Genomic DNA, 20740 nt, shown 5'->3' with positions numbered 1-20740 from the left:
ACAAAACAGATAATTGAAAGGTGAAAAACATGACTGGACTTGCAAGCGTCACGAAACTAACCGGTGAGACTGAAGGACAGGAGTTCTTAATTTTTACACTGGGTGACGAAGAATACGGCGTTGATATTTTAAAAGTGCAGGAAATACGCGGCTATGATCAGGTAACGCGTATTGCTAATACCCCTGGTTTTATCAAAGGGGTAACCAATCTGCGCGGTGTCATTGTCCCTATCGTTGATTTGCGAATTAAATTTGCCCAACTAGAAGTTGATTATGATGACAACACGGTCGTTATCGTCCTGAATCTTGGACAGCGAGTGGTTGGGATCGTGGTTGACGGCGTATCTGACGTGCTTTCATTGACCACCGATCAAATCCGTCCGGCGCCTGAGTTTGCCGTTACCTTGTCAACGGAATATCTGACGGGATTAGGTTCTCTGGGCGAAAGGATGCTGATTCTGGTCGATATCGAGAAACTTCTCAGTAGTGAAGAAATGGCATTAGTGGATAGTGTCGCGAAAATTTGATTATCGGTTGCATATTTTGTTGGGCCACATGGTGGCCCAACAGCTTTTTTAGTCCTGGCTGTGTTTTTTAATTAAAATTTTTATAACTATATTCAATAGGATGCCGATATTAGCGGTAGAGTGTTTGTCCAAAGGGAATGATATGTTTAACCGTATAAAAGTTGTTACTGGTTTGATGCTTTTTTTGGTGTTATTTGGGACTCTCCAGCTTGTTTCCGGGGGATTATTCTTCAATACGTTGAAAAATGATAAGGACATTTTTACCTCGATAAGAATTCTTAATCAGAAAAAATCTGAATTGGATTCTACGTGGTCATATTTGCTGCAAACACGGAATACGCTTAATCGGGCAGGTAGCCGTTTTGCGCTGGATCCCACTGGTAACAGTGGCGCGGGAAGCACGGGAAATGATCTCCTGGTTTCCGCAACAAAGCAACTTGCGGTTGCAAACGAATATTTTGCTAAATACGAGGGAATAGCGCTTAACAGTAAGCAAGATGCGGACGCCGCTAACGCGGTAAAAGAAAATTATGTTGCTTTGAACGCCGCGCTGACAGAATTGATCCTGTTCTTAAAAACGGGCGAACTGAACAAGTTTCTCTCTCAGCCTACCCAGGGCTTCCAGGATAAGTTTGAAAAAGCGTATTACGCTTATAAGGCCGATAGCGAAGATCTGTACAATACGGACGTCGCCAGAAGTAATGCGGCCTATGATTCAGCCTTGTGGGTGTTGGGATCGGTAATCGTTATTGTTGTCGCGCTGGCAATAGCCGTCTGGTTTGGTATTCAGAAACTGCTGATTACTCCGCTGAACAATATTGTCGAGCATATCCGGCATATCGCCAAAGGCGATCTGAGCAAGCATATTGATTTCAATGGCAAAAATGAAATGGGCATATTGGCGGACAGCATTCGCCACATGCAGAACGAATTTACCACAACAGTAAGCGCGGTAAGACTGGGGACCGATGCCATCTATACCGGGGCGACGGAAATCAGCGCGGGGAATAACGACCTTTCCTCTCGCACTGAACAGCAGGCGTCAGCGCTGGAAGAAACTGCGGCAAGTATGGAACAACTGACTGCCACGGTGAAGCAGAATGCGGAGAATGCGCGTCAGGCCAGCCAGTTGGCGTTAAGCGCCTCCGAGACGGCGCAGCGCGGGGGCAAGGTTGTCGATAATGTCGTGAAAACCATGCAAAATATCGCAGGAAGTTCACAAAAGATTGCTGATATTACCAGCGTGATCGATGGTATCGCTTTCCAGACCAATATTTTGGCGCTGAATGCCGCGGTTGAAGCCGCCAGAGCAGGAGAGCAAGGTCGTGGTTTCGCCGTCGTTGCCGGTGAAGTTCGCAATCTGGCGCAACGCAGCGCTCAGGCAGCGAAAGAAATTAAAAGTTTAATTGAAGATTCTGTCAGCCGGGTCGATGAAGGATCTGTACTGGTTGAAAGCGCAGGCGAAACAATGGGCGAAATTGTCAGCGCGGTAACCCGGGTAACCGACATCATGGGTGAGATCGCATCAGCCTCTGATGAGCAAAGCAAGGGCATTGATCAGGTTGGTCAGGCCATAACCGAAATGGATCAGGTAACCCAGCAGAATGCCGCGTTGGTTGAAGAGTCGGCATCAGCGGCGATCGCGCTGGAAGAGCAGGTTCGCATCTTGAATCAGGCGGTGGCGGTATTCCGTCTTTCTGAAGATGTCGGCGCATATAACAAAGCGGTTGTCGCATCCACGGTAAATACCCTGAAACCGGCTTTGCTGACGTCTTCTGCCCAGACGACTAAAAAAGCAAAGGAGGGTTCCTCGACTGACAATTGGGAAACCTTCTAACCAACCGGCGCAAGTCCATGCCGCGTTGAATTGAATGAGCGCGTCATTATTCTGCTCATCAGAAACCAGGATTTATTCTGATGAGCAGACTCAAAATGTCTTTGGTATGTGTTGAATGCACGGCTAGACGGCAAATAGATGCTTAGTTTGCAGCATAGATTACAGACATTATGGTTAAAATTTATCATTCACACTGGAGAAGTTTGATGCTCAGTGTAGAAGGGCCTTCTGAATAAGTAGTCAGTCAAAACCGAGCGTTTGCCCGTTTTGACCAATTAATCGCTAGGTATGACCAACACGCTGTCGGATGCCTGATTTCAAAGCAGCAACGATGATCATCCGGCAAATGATAAAAAAGAAAACCTGCAACAGCTGTAAGGGAACATTCAGATTGGAAAAAACCATAGCAAAAATTGATATTCGAGCGGTTTGATATGAAAAGTACACCATCGCAAAATCGCCCCGAGTCTGCCTCTATTCTGACGCAGATGGTTGACAGGCTGCCGCTGTCGGATGTGCATTTCCGACGGATTAGCCAATTGATATATCAGCGCGCCGGTATCGTACTGGCCGATCATAAGAGAGAGATGGTTTACAACCGCTTGGTCAGGCGTTTGCGTTTGCTCGGAATAAACGATTTTGGTCAATATCTGGCATTGCTGGAATCCGATCAAAATAGTGCCGAGTGGCAGGCGTTTATCAATGCGCTAACAACCAACCTGACCGCTTTTTTTCGCGAAGCACACCATTTTCCTATTCTGACCGAACATGCACGCCAGCGTCCCAATGGCTATACCATCTGGAGTACGGCGGCATCGACAGGTGAAGAACCTTATTCGCTGGCGATGACGCTAGCGGAGGCGCTTGGCAATAAAGCCAGCGGCTGTCAGGTTTGGGCGAGCGACATCGATACTCAGGTTTTGGAGAAAGCGACCGCTGGCATATACCGTCAGGAAGAACTGCGTTCCCTCTCTCCCCAGCAATTACAGCGGTTTTTTTTACGCGGCACAGGCCCGCACAGCGGGCTTGTGCGTGTCCGCCCGGAACTGGCGTCGATGGTACATTTTCAGCAATTAAATTTGCTGGCTCCCGAATGGTCGATACCCGGACCGTTCGATGCGATTTTCTGTCGTAATGTGATGATTTATTTCGATAAAGAGACGCAGGAACGCATTTTGCGCCGCTTTGTTCCGATGCTTAAACCGGGCGGGTTGCTATTTGCCGGACATTCAGAGAATTTCAGCCAGATCAGCCGGGAGTTTTATTTGCGTGGGCAAACTGTTTACGGGCTGGCGAAGGAAAGATAATGAGTAAAATTAAAGTATTATGTGTCGATGATTCTGCCCTTATGCGTCAGATCATGACTGAAATAATTAACAGCCATCCAGATATGGAAGTGGTTGCGACCGCGCCAGACCCATTAGTTGCCCGTGACTTGATTAAAAAATTTAATCCTCAGGTTTTAACGCTGGATGTCGAAATGCCGCGTATGGATGGATTGGATTTTTTGGAAAAATTAATGCGTCTGCGTCCGATGCCGGTAGTGATGGTGTCTTCTCTGACAGGCAAAGGTTCGGAAATTACATTGCGGGCATTGGAACTGGGCGCGATTGATTTCGTCACTAAGCCGCAGTTGGGCATTCGTGAAGGCATGCTGGCATACAGTGAACTGATTGCTGAAAAGATACGTATGGCGGCAAAAGCCCGCTTGCCTCAGCGTAGCTCGGCGGCTGAGCCAGCCAAAATCATCCAGAACATGCCGTTGCTGAGCAGTGAGAAATTGATCGCTATCGGGGCATCGACAGGTGGAACGGAGGCGATACGTCACGTTCTGCAACCTTTGCCGCCGACAAGTCCGGCGTTGCTGATTACTCAGCACATGCCGCCGGGATTTACCAAATCTTTTGCTGAGCGTCTGAATAAGTTATGTCAGATCACGGTGAAAGAAGCCGAGGATGGTGAACGTGTCTTGCCGGGTCATGCTTATATAGCGCCTGGCGCGCGTCATCTTGAATTGGCTCGTAGTGGAGCGAACTATCAGGTGCGTTTAAATGATGGTCCGCCCGTTAACCGCCATCGCCCATCGGTTGATGTGTTATTTCGTTCGGTTGCGCAATTCGCCGGACGTAATGCTGTGGGAGTGATCCTGACAGGAATGGGCAACGATGGAGCAGCCGGTATGCTGGAGCTCCATCAAGCCGGCGCTTATACCCTGGCGCAAGACGAAGCGAGTTGCGTGGTGTTTGGGATGCCACGCGAAGCTATCGCAATGGGGGGCGTCGACGAAGTGGTGGATTTACACCAGGTCAGCCAGCGTATGCTGGCGCAAATCTCTGCCGGACAGGCATTACGTATATAATAAGCGGCTCTCGGTGAGCAAATAATATTTTAGGAGTAGGTATGGCCGACAAAGAACTCAGATTTTTAGTAGTGGATGATTTTTCGACGATGCGCCGAATTGTCCGCAACTTGCTGAAAGAGTTGGGCTTTAACAACGTAGAAGAGGCGGAAGACGGCGCTGATGCGCTGAACAAACTTCGCGCCAGCACTTTCGATTTCGTCATTTCTGACTGGAATATGCCCAATATGGATGGTCTGGAATTGCTGCAAACCATCCGCGCAGACGGCGCGCTCTCTAAGCTCCCTGTATTGATGGTTACCGCGGAAGCGAAGAAAGAAAACATTATTGCTGCTGCGCAGGCTGGTGCCAGTGGTTATGTAGTTAAACCGTTTACTGCTGCTACCCTGGAAGAGAAGCTGAGTAAGATTTTCGAAAAACTAGGTATGTAAGGGGATCTTATGACGCCACATTCGCATCCAATGCCGTCTGTCAGCGATACAGCATCGGCAACAGAGATTATTTCTCGTATTGGTCAGTTAACCCGCATGCTGCGCGACAGCCTGCGTGAATTAGGTCTGGATAATGCGATCGCTGAAGCCGCGGAAGCCATTCCTGATGCTCGTGATCGCCTGGATTATGTTGTGCAAATGACCGCTCAGGCCGCAGAAAGAGCGCTGAGTTGTGTTGAAGCGGCGCAACCGCGTCAGAGCCAATTGGAGTCTGAAGCCAAGTCGTTGAAAGTGCGCTGGGATCAGTGGTTTGAAAATCCGATTGAATTGGCTGATGCCCGTGAACTGGTGACTGATACGCGCAGCTATCTTGAGGGGGTTCCTGAGCATACTTCGTTTACCAATGCGCAACTGCTGGAAATCATGATGGCTCAGGACTTCCAGGATCTGACCGGTCAGGTCATCAAGCGCATGATGGATGTTATTCAGGAAATCGAGAAACAACTCCTGATGGTATTATTGGAAAATATCCCCGAAAAACCTGATGCGCCTAAACGTGCCAACGACAGTCTGTTAAACGGTCCTCAATTGGATAAAAATGCGGCTGGCGTGGTATCGAGTCAGGATCAGGTAGATGATCTTCTGGATAGTCTCGGTTTCTAGGTTTACCAGGGCATTGCGAAAGAAAGACGCGCCATTCACTCTCTTGTGTCGTGTTCATGGAACATAACGTTGCTCTGGCTATTTATGGTCAATCCTATGACCATAAATAGCCTAAATCAGATTTCCCTTCCTGCTCAGTGACTATTTGTTTTCAATGACTATCTGTTTTTAGTAACTATCCGTTCTTAGTAACTATCCGTTAAAGAAACGCAGGTTTCTCTCGTTGTTCCAGCCATAAAATCCTTCCATATTTGTCATGCTAGGCAGCAAATCTCTATCCCAAGAGTAATAACAGGAACGTCGTAGTGGCTGAAGATAGTGATCTGGAAAAAACAGAATCCCCCACTCCTCATAAAGAGGAGAAGGCGCGTGAAGAAGGTCAGATCCCCCGTTCCCGTGAATTAACTTCAATTTTGATGATGATGGCGGGATTGGCCATTCTCTGGATGAGCGGACAATCAATGGCTCGTCAACTGGCGGGAATGGTTAGTCTGGGAATGTCTTTTGATTACGAGACAATCGGTGACGATAGCCAAATGCTGCGTCACGTCGGGGTATTATTGCGACAGGCGGTATCAGCGCTTATTCCCATTATGCTGGGATGTATTCTGGTCGCATTATCGGCGCCAATGTTATTGGGCGGGATCTTATTCAGCACCAAGTCGTTAAAAGTCGATTTGAAGAAATTGGATCCAATTTCAGGATTAAAGCGCCTGTTTTCTTCTCAGGCATTAGCGGAACTGTTTAAGGCTATCTTGAAGTCAACAATGGTTGGCATCATAACGACTTGTTTTTTAATACATAATTGGCCGAAGATGTTGCATTTGATCTCAGAGCCGCCGTTGGCGGCACTGGGAAATGCATTAAACTTGGCAGTGTTTTGCGGCTTCCTGGTAATTCTCGGTCTTGTCCCGATGGTGGCTTTCGATGTGTTCTGGCAAATTTGGAGTCACATCAAAAAATTACGCATGACTAAGCAGGAAATCCGTGACGAGCATAAAGAGAATGAAGGCGATCCGCATGTTAAAGGTCGAATTCGTCAGCAACAGCGAGCAATGGCGCAGCGGCGAATGATGGCGGATGTCCCCAAAGCCGATGTGATTGTCACTAACCCAACCCATTATTCCGTTGCGCTGCAATATGACGAGAAAAAGATGAACGCGCCGAAAGTACTGGCAAAAGGCGCGGGTGAGATTGCGTTGCGTATTCGTGAGTTAGGCGCGGAACATCGGATCCCTATCCTTGAAGCGCCGCCGTTGGCGCGTGCGTTATATCGTCATTCGGAAGTCGGTCATCATATTCCGGCTGCGTTGTATGCTGCGGTTGCAGAGGTCTTAGCTTGGGTTTATCAACTGAAACGCTGGAAGCGTGAAGGGGGATTGATTCCGAGAAAACCTGAACATTTACCGGTGCCAGACGCACTGGATTTTGCTAAAGAGAATCTAACTGATGGCTAATCTGGCCTCTATGCTGCGTTTACCGACTAACTTTAAAGGCTCTCAGTGGCAAATTTTGGCCGGACCAGTATTGATCCTGCTGATCTTGTCCATGATGGTATTGCCGCTGCCGCCTTTTGTTCTGGATTTGCTGTTCACGTTTAATATTGCACTCTCCATTATGGTATTGCTGGTGGCAATGTTTACCCAGCGCACTCTGGAATTCGCCGCATTCCCCACCATTCTTCTGTTCTCGACCTTATTGCGTTTGTCGCTTAACGTCGCGTCCACCCGTATTATTTTGCTGGAAGGGCATACCGGCACGGCGGCGGCAGGGAAGGTAGTTGAAGCATTTGGTCATTTTCTGGTCGGCGGTAATTTTGCCATCGGTATCGTGGTCTTCATCATCCTGGTTTTAATTAACTTTATGGTTATCACCAAAGGCGCGGGGCGTATTGCTGAAGTGGGCGCGCGCTTTGTATTGGATGGAATGCCGGGTAAACAAATGGCCATTGACGCCGATCTTAACGCCGGATTGATTGGTGAAGAAGAGGCGAAAAAAAGACGTTCGGAAGTCACACAAGAAGCGGATTTTTATGGTTCGATGGATGGCGCCAGCAAATTTGTGCGCGGCGATGCCATCGCCGGTTTGATGATTATGGTGATTAACATCGTTGGCGGGCTGCTGGTTGGCGTCATTCAACATGATATGCCGGTCGGACAAGCGGCTGAAAGTTATACGTTGTTGACCATTGGCGATGGCCTGGTGGCTCAGATCCCCGCGCTGGTTATCTCCACCGCCGCCGGTGTGATCGTGACGCGGGTAAGTACCGATCAGGATGTTGGACAGCAAATGGTGACCCAGCTGTTTAATAATCCGCGCGTCATGGTCTTGAGCGCCGGGGTTCTGGGGTTGATTGGTTTAGTACCCGGCATGCCTAACTTTGTCTTTCTGCTTTTTACCGCAACATTACTTGGCATGGCCTGGTGGATGCGCGGCGAACAGCAGAAAGCGCCAGCCGCTTCCATGGCGCCGGTGATGCCTGAAAAACAGCAGGCTATTGAAGCCAGCTGGTCTGATGTGCAACTGGAAGATCCGCTGGGCATGGAAGTGGGATATCGGCTTATTCCCATGGTTGATGCCCAACAGGATGGCGAGTTATTGGGCCGTATTCGCAGTATCAGGAAAAAGTTCGCGCAGGAAATGGGTTATTTGCCCCCGGTGGTGCACATTCGCGACAACCTCGAACTTCAACCTGCCGGCTATTGCATTTTGATGAAAGGGGTGGAAATTGGCCGTGGTGAAGCGCACCCCGGTCGTTGGATGGCGATCAATCCTGGTAATGCGGTAGGCGACTTGCCTGGCGAGGTCACTCAGGATCCTGCCTTTGGTCTGCCAGCGGTTTGGATAGAAAACGCGTTGAAAGAGCAGGCCCAGACCCAGGGATATACCGTGGTAGAAGCGAGCACCGTGGTTGCCACGCATCTTAATCACTTAATCAGCGTGAATGCGAGTGAACTGTTTGGTCGACAGGAAGCTCAACAATTGATGGATCGCGTGACGCAAGAAATGCCCAAATTGGCGGAAGATTTTATTCCGGGTGTCGTGACGCTGACGACGTTGCATAAAGTTTTGCAGAATCTGTTAAGCGAGCGTGTCTCTATCCGTGATATGCGCACCATCATCGAAACATTGGCTGAACATGCGCCGGTGCAGCCCGATCCCTATGAATTGACGACTGTGGTGCGCGTGGCGTTAGGACGGGCGATCACCCAGCAGTGGTTCCCAGGCAACGCCGAGTTGCAGGTGATTGGGCTTGAAGGCTCGCTTGAGCGTCTATTATTACAAGCGCTTCAGGGGGGCGGCGGATTGGAACCCGGTCTGGCTGATCGCTTGTTGTCTCAGGCTAAGCAGGCGCTGCAGCGCCAGGAAATGTTGGGCGCGCCACCGGTTCTGCTGGTAAACCATGCGTTACGTGGTTTACTGGCTCGTTTCCTGCACCGCAGCTTACCGAATATTGCGGTACTTTCTAATCTTGAAATCAGTGATAGTCGGCAAATTCGTATGACGTCAATCATAGGTGAGGCGCAATGACGCTCGCGCTGAGATTTTGTCTGCTTTTGCTTGTTCCGGATCTGGCTATCGCCACTCCCGGCGCATGGAATGCAAGTAAAAGCGGGGTAGTGCTGGAGCAACGTGGCGTTACTGCGGCGTCTGCGGCGTTGTTGCCTTCGCCTACTCTGCAAGTCGGCGGTGAGAGTACCATTTCGGTGGTCTATTGGGAGTATCAAACAACGTCGCCTCAACCGGCAGGGTTACAGGTAAAGCTTTGTACGCCTCAGCGGTGTGTAGCGCTTGACGGGGGAAGCGGGCGGACACGAAGCTTCGGTGGGCTGCCAGCCGATAGTGAGTTTCGCTTCATATACTACATTGAGGGCGGCGGCAGGTTGCATCGGGCGTTGAATGTGATAAGCAACAGCCTGTCGGTCAACTATAAATGATAAATATTTCAGGATGTTGCTAATAAGAATAAACCCCGGCAGCATTAAATATTCTCGCGCCAATCCGAGGTATTAGGTTAGATGCCCGAGGTATTAGGTTAGATGCTAATTTTTCGACCAGAAATGCTGGTGCCTTTGGCCTGACCGTCCGGGCCGTATAAACCTTGCCCGTGACGTGGCTTCAGTATTTGCAGGGCTTTATCCGTGTGGGCGACGTGCTGGTTTAACAGTAGTCCGTTGTGCTGATTTTTATCGCGTAGATTTTTCGTCAGCAACAGGACTTTTTGCCACCGCTCAGCCAATGCGTCAATATTGTCATAAGGCGCTTGCAGATGGTTTGCCAACTCTTCTTCATGACGGCACTGTTCCAGATATTGCATTGTTGCGAGTAGCGAACTTTTCTTTTCCGTGATTTTTTGCAGCGCGCTACTGTTAATGCTTCCGGCACAAAGCTGCATCTGCTCATCAGACATGACTTTCTGAAGTTCATCCAGGTTCTGCAACAATTGATCCAGAATCGTCTGTAACTTTTCCATTATGATTAATTACTCGCTAAGAAGTCCTGAGTGTCTTTAATTAATCCATCAGCGATTTTCTCGACATCGATTTTCAATGAACCATCACGAATAGCCTGCTTCAAGGTTTCAACCCGGTTCATATCGATATCATTGGTGCCCGGTTGCATCAACTTGGCTTGCGCATCGCTGAGTTTAACCTGGGTGGCGCTGATTTCAGCCTGCGCTTCAGTCTGTTTGCGTTGCGGTTTGGCTATCTCGCCGGATTCACGCTGCTGCACCTGACTAACCGGTTTAAGCGGCTGGGTACGATCTATACTCATTATCAGTCCCTCTAATTTTGAGGATAAAATAGGTTAATTATCAAGCCGATACATGTAGACATTTGCTACAGTCCAGTTGAAAGAAAATATGGCCGTCAACTATCTTGTCTATATCATCGGCAAAGGTCAAAAAACCTTTAATAAATTACGGTAAGATAAGAATAATCCCATCCTCGGAGGCAATGCCGCTGACAATCTGTCCCGATGGCGTTCTGACTCTGACCGACTGACCCGCCGCGGCATTATTCATGGCTTTACCTTCGCTATTGACCGTAAAACCTTCGCCTTGCGCATGAACCTGAACATTTTGACCTGCCTTTATCACCCATGATCTGCGCAACATGGATGTGGTGATCGGCTGGCCCGGCGTCAGATAGCGCAGCGCGATTGCACCTTGCGCGTCTTGCAATGTGAGTATGGTACGTGGCGGCAATTGGTCAAGGCGGCCTTTATTCAGGCGCAGATCCCTGGCTTCCAATTTTGCGCCGCGGTTGACGACACGCGAACTGATCACATAGTTTCCGATTACCTGTACCTCGGTCTGGATAAATCTGCGTTGCTGATCGCACCGCACCGAGACGCTGATATTGCCCCAGGTTCGGGTATTTCCCGGTAAGGATATTTGCGGCTTTTCGCACTGCGGCCATTGTGATTCCGGCGACTTCACCACGACATTGACGCTATGAGAACTTCCCTGATAACGAGCGGAAAAAAACTGATTTATCTGCGTCGGAAGATCGCCTGCCGCAGCATAACCATTGAGTAATGCTGCCAGACAGATCAGTAGCCCCATGATGCTACTTCGTCTCTTCATCGGCGGTCTCCAGTCAACAGTAAATCTGTGCGCTAGTTTAATGGCTAAAGCTCAAGGTTAAGGCAACAAATAGCGCTGCATTTTGTGTCTATTCATTCGATGACATCGTCATAATGAGAATTATCCTATCTGCTCTAAATTCTAAATTGCGGAGGTAGCATGCTCGATAAATTAGACGCCTCGTTACGGTTTCAGCAGGAAGCGTTGAACTTGCGTGCCCAGCGGCAGGAAATTCTGGCCGCGAATATAGCGAATGCGGATACCCCAGGTTATCAGGCGCGGGATATCGATTTCGCCAGCCAGCTTAATAAAGTGATGGAGCAAGGCCGGACAAGCGGCACGGGCATTGCGCTGAAAACCACGTCGGTTCGGCATATACCTGCGCAGAACATGCAACCGCCGGAGCTTGACCTGTTATACCGCGTTCCCGATCAACCGGCGCTGGATGGCAACACCGTCGATATGGACCGCGAACGCACCAATTTTGCTGATAATAGCCTGAAATACCAATCCAGTCTGACACTTCTTAGCGGTCAGATCAAAGGCATGATGACGGTATTGCAGTCGGGTTCATGATAGTAGCGTGATGAAAGGTAAGGTTTTATGTCGTTATTAAATATATTCGAGATTTCTGGTTCCGCACTTTCCGCGCAATCTCAGCGTCTGAACGTCAGCGCCAGTAACCTGGCGAATGCCGACAGCGTCACCGGCCCGGATGGAGAACCTTATCGCGCCAAGCAAGTGGTGTTTGAGGTGAATGCCGCGCCCGGTCAATCCACCGGCGGTGTGCGGGTCGCCGGCGTTGTTGATGATCCGTCGCCGGAGCGCTTGGTCTATGAGCCAGGCAACCCGTTAGCGAATGAGCAAGGCTATGTTCGTATGCCGAATGTCGATCCGGTAGCGGAAATGGTCAACACCATTTCCGCCTCGCGCAGCTATCAGGCAAACGTAGAAGTATTGAACACGACGAAAGCGATGATGTTAAAAACGCTGACGATGGGACAGTAATCGGGGGTTGGCATGGCAATTACCATTAATGATACAAGTTCGGCAACGCAGACTAGCAGCACGGCGTCGACGACCACAGACGGCACTTCCAGTGTCGATCTACAAAATCAATTTCTGACGCTGCTGGTAGCTCAGTTGCAGAATCAAGATCCCACCAACCCAATGGATAACAATCAGTTATTAAGTCAGTTGGCGCAAATCAATACCGTCAGCGGTATTGAGAAACTGAATACCACGCTGGGTTCTATTTCCGGTCAGATTAACGACAATCAGTCGTTGCAGGCGACAACTCTGATTGGCCGTGGCGTGATGGTGCCAGGAAAAGAGGTGTTGGTCGGCAATGAAACCACCACGCCTTTCGGATTAGAACTGGAACAAGCCGCGGACACCGTCACGGCGACGATCAGCGACAGCACAGGCAAAGTGGTTCAGACGCTGGAACTGGGCGCCTTGTCCGCCGGCGTCCACTCCTTTAACTGGGACGCCAAGATGTCCGACGGTACGGTAGCGCCGGATGGCTCCTACACCGTGGCTATCGCCGCCAGCACCAATGGCGCTCAACAAGTGGTACAACCGCTGAATTATGCATTGGTCAATAGCGTGACCAGTATTGATTCCGGGGCGCAGTTGGATCTTGGACTGCGCGGTAAAGCTACGCTGGAAGATGTGCGGCAGATCCTGTAGTCGTCATCCAATTTCACCATTCCAGCGCTGTTGAGTGACTGGCGTGTTGGTTAATCAATTTATCTGGAGAAAGTAACATGGGTTTTTCTCAGGCGGTCAGTGGTTTAAACGCAGCATCCAATAATCTGGATGTGATCGGCAACAACATCGCTAACTCGGCAACCGTCGGCTTCAAGGCCGGTACAATATCTTTTGCTGATATGTTCGCGGGTTCCAAAGTCGGGATGGGAACGCAGGTAGCGGCGGTTCTGCAGGATTTCAGCAACGGCACCGTTACCAGCAGTTCGCGCGATCTGGATATCGCCATCAGCGGCAATGGCTTTTTCCGCGTTCAGGATACCAATGGTTCCATCTATTACAGCCGTAACGGTCAGTTTACGCTTGATGGCTCCCGCAATATCGTCAATATGCAAGGCATGCAGTTGACCGGCTATCCGGCCACCGGTACGCCGCCGACCATTCAGCAGGGGGCCGATCCAGTCGCGCTGACAATCCCTGAGGATGCCATGTCAGCCCAGGCGACCACGGTGGCTTCCATTATCGCCAACCTCAATTCTTCTGATGATGCAATGACCTGGGATGCGGCAAATCCGGCGGATACCTCGAATTACAAAGGGTCTATCACCACGTATGACAGTCTGGGCAACGCCCATGATTTTGCGATGTATTTTGTTAAGACGGCCGCCAACGAGTGGGATGTCCATGTACAAGATACCAGCACTGGTGCGGCATTCCAGAATTACAGTTTAAGTTTTGATTCGAATGGCGCCTTGACGACCACTACGCCAATTACCATCGCTATGGCTTCTTTAAATGGTTCGGAAGCCAGCAACTTTACGTTGAACTTTGCCGGCAGTGTGCAACAGAACAGCGACAGCAGCACCAAGACCCCGACTCAGAACGGCTATGCGCCGGGTGAATTGACGGGTTATAGCATCAATGACGACGGCACGGTGGTCGGCACCTATTCCAACCAGAAGCAACAGGTTCTGGGGCAAATTGTGCTCGCCAGCTTCGCTAACCCTGAAGGCTTGTCGCCAGAGGGCGATAACGTCTGGTCCGCGACCGATAACTCAGGGCAGGCGGTGGTTAACCTGGCCGGCACCGGTAATCTGGGTAAGCTAATTGGTCAGGCGACGGAAAGCTCCAACGTCGATATGAGTAAAGAACTGGTCAATATGATTGTGGCTCAGCGCAACTATCAGGCCAACTCGCAGACCATCAAAACGCAGGATGCCATTCTGCAAACGCTGGTCAGCCTGCGTTAATTGTTTTAACGGGGATATTGCATGGATCATGCTATTTACACCGCGATGGGCGCGGCAAGTCAGACGCTGGATCAGCAGGCCGTTACCGCCAGCAATCTGGCTAACGCATCGACGCCTGGGTTTCGGGCGCAACTTTCGGCGCTGCGCGCAGTACCGGTGAACGGGTTGTCATTACCCACCCGGACACTGGTCGTGGCGTCCACGCCCGGTGCGGATATGACGCAGGGCGTCATGGACTACACAGGGCGTGCGATGGACGTTGCCGTATCGAAAGATGGCTGGCTGGCGGTTCAGGCGGCGGATGGCAGTGAAGCGTATACCCGCAACGGTAATATCGAGATTAACGCCGATGGTCAGTTGATGATCCAGGGAAACCTGGTGCAAGGCGATGGCGGCCCCATTGAGATCCCGCCTCAGTCTCAGATCACCATTGCGCCGGACGGAACGATTTCCGCGCTGAACGCGGGTGATCCGCCAAACACCATCGCGCAGTTAGGCCGGCTGAAACTGGTTCAGGCAACCGGTCAGGAAGTGGCGCGATCCGATGATGGCTTATTCCGGCTTACGCCAGAAGCGCAGCAGCAGCGCGGTAATGTCCTGCCCAACGATCCTACGGTGCGCGTTATGCCGGGCGTATTGGAAGGCAGCAATGTGAATCCGGTTGATACCATGGTGGATATGATCGCCAACGCCCGACGCTTTGAAATGCAGATGAAAGTGATCAGCAGCGTTGATGATAATGCCCAACGTGCTAATCAGATATTAGCAATGAGTTAAGCGCTAATGAGCGCACAGGAGTGACGAGATGATCCGTTCTTTGTGGATTGCAAAAACTGGTCTGAATGCCCAGCAAACCAATATGGACGTTATTTCCAATAATCTGGCAAACGTCAGTACCAATGGTTTCAAGCGTCAGCGTGCGGTGTTTGAAGATCTGATGTATCAGACTGTTCGTCAGCCCGGCGCCCAGTCATCGGAACAGACCATGTTGCCGTCAGGGTTGCAACTGGGAACCGGTGTTCGCCCGGTATCAACCGAGCGCATACATACTCAAGGGACGTTCTCTGAAACGGGAAACTCCAAAGATGTGGCGATTAAAGGGCAGGGTTTTTTCCAGGTTCAGTTACCGGATGGTACCGCCGCCTATACCCGTGACGGGGCTTTTCAGTTGGATGGCAATGGTCAGTTGGTCACGTCCAGCGGCTTTCAGGTGCAACCGGCGATAACCATCCCGGCCAACGCCATCGAAATGACCATTGGCCGCGACGGTATTGTCAGCGTCACCCAGCAAGGACAGACCGCCACGACGCAGGTGGGTCAGTTGACGCTGACGACCTTTATCAATGACAGTGGACTGGAAAGCATCGGCGAGAATTTATATCTGGAAACGGCAAGTTCCGGCGCGCCGAATGAAAGCAACCCTGGTTTGAATGGCGCGGGTTTGCTGTACCAGAAGTATGTGGAAACCTCGAACGTTAACGTGGCCGAAGAGTTGGTATCAATGATCCAGACTCAGCGTGCCTATGAAATCAACAGCAAAGCAATCTCTTCTTCTGATCAGATGTTGCAGAAATTGACTCAGCTGTAATCTATCGTGGTTAAGGAGAATGGCAGAACCTGTAAAAGTCACCTGCGTCAAGATAGGGTGCTGCCGTTGCTCCTGAATAGAGTGAAATATCTTCAATTTAAGGCGATATCCGTAGTGATGATGAATGCAAAGTCGGTTGTTACCCACCAACTCCGCCGACCTCGTCTGTTGGTATTGATCGCGATGATAACCATCAACGGCTGCGCCTATATTCCACATGATAAAGTTGTAACCGGGCCGACCACGGCTCAGCCGGCCGCGCCATCGCTGGCCGGTCCGAACGGTTCTATTTTTCAGACGGCTCAACCGATGAACTACGGTTATCAACCGATGTTTGAGGATCGCCGTCCGCGTAACGTCGGCGACACGCTGACCATTGTGTTGCAGGAAAACGTGAGCGCCAGCAAAAGCTCATCCGCGAATGCCAGCCGTAACGGATCGTCAACCTTTGGGTTGGCGACGACGCCTCGTTATCTTGAAGGTCCGTTGGGGAACAACCGCGCCGCGTTGGATGCGACGGGAACCAATGATTTCACCGGTCAGGGCGGCGCTAACGCCAACAACACCTTCAGTGGAACAATTACGGTGACGGTGGGGCAGGTGTTGGCCAATGGCAACTTGCACGTTGTGGGTGAAAAACAGATAGCGATTAATCAGGGAACCGAATTTATCCGTTTCTCTGGCGTGGTGAACCCAAGGACGATCAGTGGAAGCAACTCGGTTCCTTCAACCCAGGTTGCGGATGCACGCATCGAATATGTCGGTAACGGCTATATTAATGAGGCGCAAAACATGGGCTGGCTACAACGGCTCTTCCTTAATCTCTCTCCGTTCTAAGTCAAAGAGGCGTTTGATGCGGATTACTTCATTTTTTACCGTACTGTTTGCTCTGCTGACATTGACGTGTACCTCGGCGTTTGCTGAACGGATCCGCGATCTGGTGAGTGTTCAAGGCGTGCGCGATAATGCATTGATTGGTTACGGGCTGGTTGTCGGGCTTGATGGTTCAGGCGATCAGACGATGCAAACCCCGTTTACCACGCAAAGCCTGAATAATATGCTTTCCCAGATGGGTATCACGGTTCCTACCGGAACCAACATGCAGCTTAAGAACGTCGCCGCGGTGATGGTCACCGCGAAGCTTCCGCCTTTTGCCCGCGCCGGGCAAAATATTGATGTCGTTGTCTCTTCACTGGGGAACGCCAAGAGCTTGCGCGGCGGCACGCTGCTGATGACGCCGTTAAAAGGCGTTGATAATCAGGTGTATGCGATGGCTCAGGGTAACGTGTTGGTTGGCGGCGCTGGCGCGGCGGCCGGCGGCAGCAGCGTGCAGGTTAACCAGCTTGCCGGCGGGCGGATCAGCAACGGTGCGATTATTGAACGCGAACTGCCGAGCACCTTCGGTTCTTCGAATATTATCATGCTGCAACTGAACCAGGATGATTTTACCATGGCGCAGCGCATCAGCGACGCCATTAATCGTTCCGGGCGCAGCGGTACCGCAACGCCGCTGGATTCACGTACCGTTCAGGTCATGGTGCCGCAAGGCAATAGTTCGCAGGTTCGTTTTCTGGCGGATATTCAAAATATTGAAATCAATGTTGGCATGCAGGACGCCAAAGTGATTATTAACTCACGTACTGGTTCAGTCGTGATGAACCGGGATGTCATGCTGGATAGCTGTGCCGTGGCGCAGGGTAACCTGTCAGTGACGATTAACCAGCAAGCCAACGTTAATCAGCCTGATACGCCTTTCGCCGGCGGACAGACTGTCGTCACCCCACAGACCGAGATTGCGGTTCAGCAGAGTGGCGGGGCGTTACAGCGCGTTAACGCCAGCGCGAATCTGAACAATGTGGTGCGAACGCTGAATTCCTTGGGCGCGACGCCGATGGAGTTGATGTCTATCCTGCAGGCAATGCAAAGCGCGGGTTGCTTGCGCGCCAAGTTGGAAATTATCTGATGAAAGACATACAGATGCAGAGCAATGCGGCTTATGACGCGCAATCGCTGAACGCCCTGAAAAGAGAAGTATCAGGCAATCCGCAGAGTAAGGCGGGTATCCGGGCGGTTGCTCAACAGATGGAAGGCGTTTTTGTCCAGATGATGATGAAAAGTATGCGTGCCGCTCTACCGCAGGATGGCATTTTCAGCAGTGAGCAAACGCGTCTGTATACCTCGATGTATGACCAGCAATTGTCTCAGCAATTATCCGGCAAAGGGCTGGGACTGGCGGATGTGATGGTCAAACAACTTTCCGCTGGCAACGTGACGGCGGCTGAGCCTAAAGCGTCGGCGCCATTTACCTTTGATGGCGTCATGGCGCAGAATAGGCCTTCTGAGGCGGTCGAAAGTATCGTGCGCCGCGCCGTGCCTAAGTTGCCGGTTGAGGGTTCGGTATTACCGCTCTCCAATGATGGCGAGACGTTACCGCTGTCCAGTGACAACTTTGTCGCCAGGCTTTCCGTTCCGGCGCAAATGGCCAGTCAGCAGAGTGGTATTCCCCACCATTTGATTATTGCCCAGGCCGCGCTGGAATCCGGCTGGGGACGGCGTGAAATCCCAACGGAAGATGGCCGTCCGAGTCATAATATTTTTGGTATCAAAGCGGGCAGAAGTTGGGAAGGGCCGGTTACCGAGATAACCACCACGGAATTTGAACAAGGCGTTGCGAAGAAGGTCAAGGCCAGTTTCCGGGTGTATGACTCTTATGTGGAAGCCATCAGCGATTATGTGAAACTGCTGACGCAAAATCCCCGTTACGCCAATGTCGCCAATGCCGACAACGCTGAACAAGCCGCTTATGCTTTGCAAAATGCCGGTTACGCTACCGATCCGCAATACGCTAAAAAGTTGGTGAATATGATCCAACAAATGAAAAGTGAGGGTGAGAAAGCGGTGAAAGCTTACACCCATGATTTGAGTCAGTTGTTTTAATTTTTCTTTCAAGTTTTACGTTTCAGGGTCGATAACCTATTCAGGCAAAGCGAGCGGTATTTTCACTTGCAGCATACTCATTAATACGCGCATGGAACATTGTCCAAAGCCTGCGCACAAGGAACTTCCACATGTCCAATTTGATTAATACTGCGATGAGTGGTCTGAGTGGCGCGCAGGCGGCACTGAGCACGGTGAGTAATAATATAAGTAATCAGGCTGTGGCAGGGTATAGCCGACAGAATGTGTTGCTTTCACAGGCGGTAACCACCAGTACTTCAGCTGGTTATATTGGTAATGGCGTTAATGTCGTGGGTATTAACCGCGAATATAATGATTTTATTTCGACGCAACTGCGCGCCGCACAAACACAGAGCAGTTCAGTCACGACGTCTTACGAACAACTTTCCAAGATTGACAATCTGTTGGCGGATAGCACGACAAGTCTTTCCGCGACCTTGCAGGAATTTTTTACCAACTTGCAAAACCTGACCAGTAATTCCAGTGATTCATCGACTCGGCAGACGGTGCTGGGCAAAGCCGAAGGTCTGGTTAATCAGTTCAAGGTAACAAATAAATACCTGACTGATACCGCGCAAGGGCTGAATACGCAGATTCAGAGTACGGTTGGGCAGATTAACACCTATACCAGTCAGATTGCCGATCTTAACAACCAGATCACCCGTCTGATGGGCGCCAATCAAGGGGCGGCGCCGAACGATCTGCTTGATCAGCGCGATCAGTTAGTCAATGAATTGAATAAGCTGGTTGGCGTTGATGTCACCGTTCAGGATGGCATTGTCTACAACATTGCGCTGAAAAACGGTCAGAGTCTGGTGCAGGGCACGCGTACCAATGAACTGGTCGCGGTCAGTTCCAGCAGCGATCCTTCCCGTATTACCGTTGGCTATAACGACAGTATTGCCGGACTCAGTGAAATGAAGGAAAGTTCAATCACCGGCGGATCTCTCAGCGGCTTACTTTCTTTCCGCTCCGACACGCTGGATGACGTCAGCAACCAATTGGGCCAAATGGCGTTAGCCTTTGCCGATGCGTTTAATACCCAGCATAAAGAAGGGTATGATCTCAACGGCGTCAAAGGCGAAGACTTCTTCACGTTTGGTTCGCCGTCGGTGCTGAAAAACACCAATAATGCGGGTAGTGCGGAACTCACGGCCAGCTACACCGCTACCAATGAAGTTAAAGCTTCGGATTATACGCTTAAATATGATGGAGCTAACTGGCAGGTCACCCGCCTCTCCGACAATGCGAAATTCACCGCGGAGGTGGATTCATCCGATGGCAGTTTGAATTTTGATGGACTGAAGCTGAGCGTTGCGGGAACGCCCGCAGCGAATGATACTTTTACGCTGAAGCCGGTCGCGAATGTTATCGCGGATATGTCGGTTGCGATTACTGATTCGAGTAATATCGCCGCGGCTTCCGTCAAGCTGGATGAAAACGGCGATACGGTGCTGGATGACAGCGGGAACCCGGTATTCGGCGGCGTGAGCGATAACACCAACGCGAAGGCGTTGGTGGCCTTGCAGAGTGAAAAAGTCGTCGAAGGCAAGTCCACCATAACCGGCGCCTACGCCAGCCTGGTCAGTACCGTAGGCAACCAGACGAATACGATGAAAATCAATAGTACGTCGCAAGAGAGTGTCGTTACTCAGCTTACCGCGGAACAGCAGTCTGTATCTGGCGTCAATCTGGATGAAGAGTATGGTGAACTGATGCGTTACCAACAGTATTACCAGGCAAATGCCGCCGTCATTCAGACAGCATCGACCATCTTTGATGCATTGCTATCGATTCGTAGTTAATCCCACCGTTTAGAAAGAGGAA

General features: G+C 50.7%; 22 protein-coding genes. 19 read left to right on the top strand and 3 right to left on the bottom strand.

Annotation, left to right across the window (positions count from 1 at the left end):
• Positions 1–29 precede the first annotated feature (29 nt).
• From cheW to DES54_RS09430, 9 genes are all read left to right on the top strand, one after another.
• Positions 30–527: a chemotaxis protein CheW gene (gene cheW, locus DES54_RS09470; protein ID WP_113866761.1), complete on the top strand. Its 498-nt coding sequence runs from the start codon at positions 30–32 to the stop codon at positions 525–527.
• Between the two features lie 142 nt (positions 528–669).
• Entirely contained in the window at positions 670–2364 is a 1695-nt protein-coding gene (locus DES54_RS09465) for a methyl-accepting chemotaxis protein (protein WP_113866758.1), read from the top strand.
• A 434-nt stretch (positions 2365–2798) separates the two neighbouring features.
• Positions 2799–3671 (top strand): protein-glutamate O-methyltransferase CheR, encoded by an 873-nt coding sequence (cheR, locus tag DES54_RS09460; protein ID WP_113866756.1) that lies wholly within the window; start codon positions 2799–2801, stop codon positions 3669–3671.
• Positions 3671–4723, top strand: a complete 1053-nt coding sequence (locus tag DES54_RS09455; protein WP_113866754.1) for a protein-glutamate methylesterase/protein-glutamine glutaminase — start codon at positions 3671–3673, stop codon at positions 4721–4723. Before cheR ends, DES54_RS09455 begins: the two co-directional genes overlap by 1 nt.
• Positions 4724–4764: 41 nt before the next feature.
• Entirely contained in the window at positions 4765–5154 is a 390-nt protein-coding gene (gene cheY / locus DES54_RS09450) for a chemotaxis response regulator CheY (protein ID WP_113866752.1), read from the top strand.
• A 9-nt stretch (positions 5155–5163) separates the two neighbouring features.
• Positions 5164–5817 (top strand): protein phosphatase CheZ, encoded by a 654-nt coding sequence (gene cheZ / locus DES54_RS09445; RefSeq protein WP_113866750.1) that lies wholly within the window; start codon positions 5164–5166, stop codon positions 5815–5817.
• 305 nt (positions 5818–6122) lie between these two features.
• Positions 6123–7274: a flagellar biosynthesis protein FlhB gene (gene flhB / locus DES54_RS09440; RefSeq protein ID WP_113866748.1), complete on the top strand. Its 1152-nt coding sequence runs from the start codon at positions 6123–6125 to the stop codon at positions 7272–7274.
• Entirely contained in the window at positions 7267–9348 is a 2082-nt protein-coding gene (gene flhA, locus DES54_RS09435; RefSeq protein ID WP_113866746.1) for a flagellar biosynthesis protein FlhA, read from the top strand. Before flhB ends, flhA begins: the two co-directional genes overlap by 8 nt.
• Positions 9345–9755, top strand: coding sequence for a flagellar protein FlhE (locus DES54_RS09430; RefSeq protein ID WP_113866744.1), 411 nt, complete (start codon positions 9345–9347; stop codon positions 9753–9755). The genes flhA and DES54_RS09430 overlap by 4 nt, the downstream gene beginning before the upstream one ends.
• Positions 9756–9853: 98 nt before the next feature.
• Here the strand turns inward: DES54_RS09430 and flgN are convergent, their stop codons facing one another.
• The 3 genes from flgN to flgA all read right to left on the bottom strand — a co-directional run bounded on the left by flgN (position 9854) and on the right by flgA (position 11386).
• Positions 9854–10291 (bottom strand): flagellar export chaperone FlgN, encoded by a 438-nt coding sequence (gene flgN / locus DES54_RS09425; protein WP_113866742.1) that lies wholly within the window; start codon positions 10289–10291, stop codon positions 9854–9856.
• Positions 10292–10296: 5 nt separating this feature from the next.
• Positions 10297–10593 (bottom strand): flagellar biosynthesis anti-sigma factor FlgM, encoded by a 297-nt coding sequence (gene flgM / locus DES54_RS09420; protein WP_113866740.1) that lies wholly within the window; start codon positions 10591–10593, stop codon positions 10297–10299.
• A gap of 145 nt (positions 10594–10738) precedes the next feature.
• The gene (gene flgA, locus DES54_RS09415; RefSeq protein ID WP_240634993.1) at positions 10739–11386 is read right to left on the bottom strand and encodes a flagellar basal body P-ring formation chaperone FlgA; all 648 of its coding nucleotides are present in this window, start codon (positions 11384–11386) and stop codon (positions 10739–10741) included.
• 180 nt (positions 11387–11566) lie between these two features.
• On the opposite strand from flgA, the gene flgB reads away from it, so the two are divergent.
• The 10 genes from flgB (at position 11567) to flgK (ending at position 20718) form a co-directional block, all read left to right on the top strand.
• A complete protein-coding gene (flgB, locus tag DES54_RS09410; protein ID WP_113866736.1) occupies positions 11567–11983 on the top strand; it encodes a flagellar basal body rod protein FlgB in 417 nt (138 codons plus the stop codon).
• Positions 11984–12010: 27 nt separating this feature from the next.
• Positions 12011–12415: a flagellar basal body rod protein FlgC gene (flgC, locus tag DES54_RS09405; protein ID WP_113866734.1), complete on the top strand. Its 405-nt coding sequence runs from the start codon at positions 12011–12013 to the stop codon at positions 12413–12415.
• A gap of 12 nt (positions 12416–12427) precedes the next feature.
• Complete coding sequence (flgD, locus tag DES54_RS09400) at positions 12428–13099, top strand: flagellar hook assembly protein FlgD (RefSeq protein ID WP_113866732.1); 672 nt, start codon at positions 12428–12430, stop codon at positions 13097–13099.
• A gap of 77 nt (positions 13100–13176) precedes the next feature.
• Positions 13177–14367, top strand: coding sequence for a flagellar hook protein FlgE (gene flgE / locus DES54_RS09395; RefSeq protein ID WP_113866730.1), 1191 nt, complete (start codon positions 13177–13179; stop codon positions 14365–14367).
• 21 nt (positions 14368–14388) lie between these two features.
• Positions 14389–15144 (top strand): flagellar basal body rod protein FlgF, encoded by a 756-nt coding sequence (locus tag DES54_RS09390; protein ID WP_113866728.1) that lies wholly within the window; start codon positions 14389–14391, stop codon positions 15142–15144.
• Between the two features lie 28 nt (positions 15145–15172).
• A complete protein-coding gene (flgG, locus tag DES54_RS09385; protein WP_113866726.1) occupies positions 15173–15955 on the top strand; it encodes a flagellar basal-body rod protein FlgG in 783 nt (260 codons plus the stop codon).
• Between the two features lie 120 nt (positions 15956–16075).
• Positions 16076–16792, top strand: coding sequence for a flagellar basal body L-ring protein FlgH (gene flgH, locus DES54_RS09380; RefSeq protein ID WP_169050502.1), 717 nt, complete (start codon positions 16076–16078; stop codon positions 16790–16792).
• Positions 16793–16808: 16 nt separating this feature from the next.
• Positions 16809–17918 (top strand): flagellar basal body P-ring protein FlgI, encoded by a 1110-nt coding sequence (locus DES54_RS09375; RefSeq protein ID WP_113866722.1) that lies wholly within the window; start codon positions 16809–16811, stop codon positions 17916–17918.
• Positions 17918–18892, top strand: coding sequence for a flagellar assembly peptidoglycan hydrolase FlgJ (gene flgJ / locus DES54_RS09370; RefSeq protein ID WP_113866720.1), 975 nt, complete (start codon positions 17918–17920; stop codon positions 18890–18892). The genes DES54_RS09375 and flgJ overlap by 1 nt, the downstream gene beginning before the upstream one ends.
• Positions 18893–19023: 131 nt before the next feature.
• A complete protein-coding gene (gene flgK / locus DES54_RS09365; RefSeq protein WP_113866718.1) occupies positions 19024–20718 on the top strand; it encodes a flagellar hook-associated protein FlgK in 1695 nt (564 codons plus the stop codon).
• Positions 20719–20740 lie beyond the last annotated feature (22 nt).

This window comes from Brenneria salicis ATCC 15712 = DSM 30166 (assembly GCF_003315515.1).
GTDB classification, from domain to species: Bacteria; Pseudomonadota; Gammaproteobacteria; order Enterobacterales; family Enterobacteriaceae; genus Brenneria; species Brenneria salicis.
This window is presented reverse-complemented; position numbering and strand designations above follow the sequence as displayed.

Excerpts from the sequence above, each read along its gene's own strand:
- flgE (WP_113866730.1), top strand. The coding sequence starts at position 13,177 with ATGGGTTTTTCTCAGGCGGTCAGTGGTTTAAACGCAGCATCCAATAAT.
- DES54_RS09430 (WP_113866744.1), top strand. The coding sequence starts at position 9,345 with ATGACGCTCGCGCTGAGATTTTGTCTGCTTTTGCTTGTTCCGGATCTG.
- flgD (WP_113866732.1), top strand. The coding sequence starts at position 12,428 with ATGGCAATTACCATTAATGATACAAGTTCGGCAACGCAGACTAGCAGC.
- cheY (WP_113866752.1), top strand. The coding sequence starts at position 4,765 with ATGGCCGACAAAGAACTCAGATTTTTAGTAGTGGATGATTTTTCGACG.
- DES54_RS09455 (WP_113866754.1), top strand. The coding sequence starts at position 3,671 with ATGAGTAAAATTAAAGTATTATGTGTCGATGATTCTGCCCTTATGCGT.
- flgH (WP_169050502.1), top strand. The coding sequence starts at position 16,076 with ATGAATGCAAAGTCGGTTGTTACCCACCAACTCCGCCGACCTCGTCTG.
- DES54_RS09375 (WP_113866722.1), top strand. The coding sequence starts at position 16,809 with ATGCGGATTACTTCATTTTTTACCGTACTGTTTGCTCTGCTGACATTG.
- flhA (WP_113866746.1), top strand. The coding sequence starts at position 7,267 with ATGGCTAATCTGGCCTCTATGCTGCGTTTACCGACTAACTTTAAAGGC.
- DES54_RS09390 (WP_113866728.1), top strand. The coding sequence starts at position 14,389 with ATGGATCATGCTATTTACACCGCGATGGGCGCGGCAAGTCAGACGCTG.
- flgB (WP_113866736.1), top strand. The coding sequence starts at position 11,567 with ATGCTCGATAAATTAGACGCCTCGTTACGGTTTCAGCAGGAAGCGTTG.
- flgJ (WP_113866720.1), top strand. The coding sequence starts at position 17,918 with ATGAAAGACATACAGATGCAGAGCAATGCGGCTTATGACGCGCAATCG.
- cheW (WP_113866761.1), top strand. The coding sequence starts at position 30 with ATGACTGGACTTGCAAGCGTCACGAAACTAACCGGTGAGACTGAAGGA.
- cheZ (WP_113866750.1), top strand. The coding sequence starts at position 5,164 with ATGACGCCACATTCGCATCCAATGCCGTCTGTCAGCGATACAGCATCG.
- flgC (WP_113866734.1), top strand. The coding sequence starts at position 12,011 with ATGTCGTTATTAAATATATTCGAGATTTCTGGTTCCGCACTTTCCGCG.
- cheR (WP_113866756.1), top strand. The coding sequence starts at position 2,799 with ATGAAAAGTACACCATCGCAAAATCGCCCCGAGTCTGCCTCTATTCTG.
- flgK (WP_113866718.1), top strand. The coding sequence starts at position 19,024 with ATGTCCAATTTGATTAATACTGCGATGAGTGGTCTGAGTGGCGCGCAG.
- flgM (WP_113866740.1), bottom strand. The coding sequence starts at position 10,593 with ATGAGTATAGATCGTACCCAGCCGCTTAAACCGGTTAGTCAGGTGCAG.
- flgG (WP_113866726.1), top strand. The coding sequence starts at position 15,173 with ATGATCCGTTCTTTGTGGATTGCAAAAACTGGTCTGAATGCCCAGCAA.
- flgA (WP_240634993.1), bottom strand. The coding sequence starts at position 11,386 with ATGGGGCTACTGATCTGTCTGGCAGCATTACTCAATGGTTATGCTGCG.
- DES54_RS09465 (WP_113866758.1), top strand. The coding sequence starts at position 670 with ATGTTTAACCGTATAAAAGTTGTTACTGGTTTGATGCTTTTTTTGGTG.
- flgN (WP_113866742.1), bottom strand. The coding sequence starts at position 10,291 with ATGGAAAAGTTACAGACGATTCTGGATCAATTGTTGCAGAACCTGGAT.